Below are 598 nucleotides of genomic sequence, written 5' to 3' on the forward strand. Positions count from 1 at the left end.
GATAGTGAACCAGTACCGTGAGGGAAAGGTGAAAAGCACCCCGGAAGGGGAGTGAAATAGAACCTGAAACCGTGTGCCTACAAGAAGTTAGAGCCCGTTAATGGGTGATAGCGTGCCTTTTGCAGAATGAACCGGCGAGTTACGATTGCATGCGAGGTTAAGCTGAAGAAGCGGAGCCGTAGCGAAAGCGAGTCTGAATAGGGCGAGTGAGTATGTAGTCGTAGACCCGAAACCATGTGACCTACCCATGTCCAGGTTGAAGGTGCGGTAAAACGCACTGGAGGACCGAACCCACGTACGTTGAAAAGTGCGGGGATGAGGTGTGGGTAGCGGAGAAATTCCAAACGAACTTGGAGATAGCTGGTTCTCTCCGAAATAGCTTTAGGGCTAGCCTCGGAATTAAGAATGATGGAGGTAGAGCACTGTTTGGACTAGGGGCCCGTCTTGGGTTACCGAATTCAGATAAACTCCGAATGCCATTCATTTATGTCCGGGAGTCAGACAGTGAGTGATAAGATCCATTGTCGAAAGGGAAACAGCCCAGACCACCAGCTAAGGTCCCCAAATATATGTTAAGTGGAAAAGGATGTGAGGGTGC

1 rRNA gene is annotated in these 598 nt (G+C 50.0%); it reads left to right on the forward strand.

What is annotated here, in order from left to right:
- Nucleotides 1-598 (forward strand): 23S ribosomal RNA (locus D1643_RS11355); the annotation flags it as partial.

Origin of the sequence: Enterorhabdus sp. P55 (assembly GCF_009911695.1) — a bacterium.
Lineage (GTDB): Bacteria > Actinomycetota > Coriobacteriia > Coriobacteriales > Eggerthellaceae > Enterorhabdus.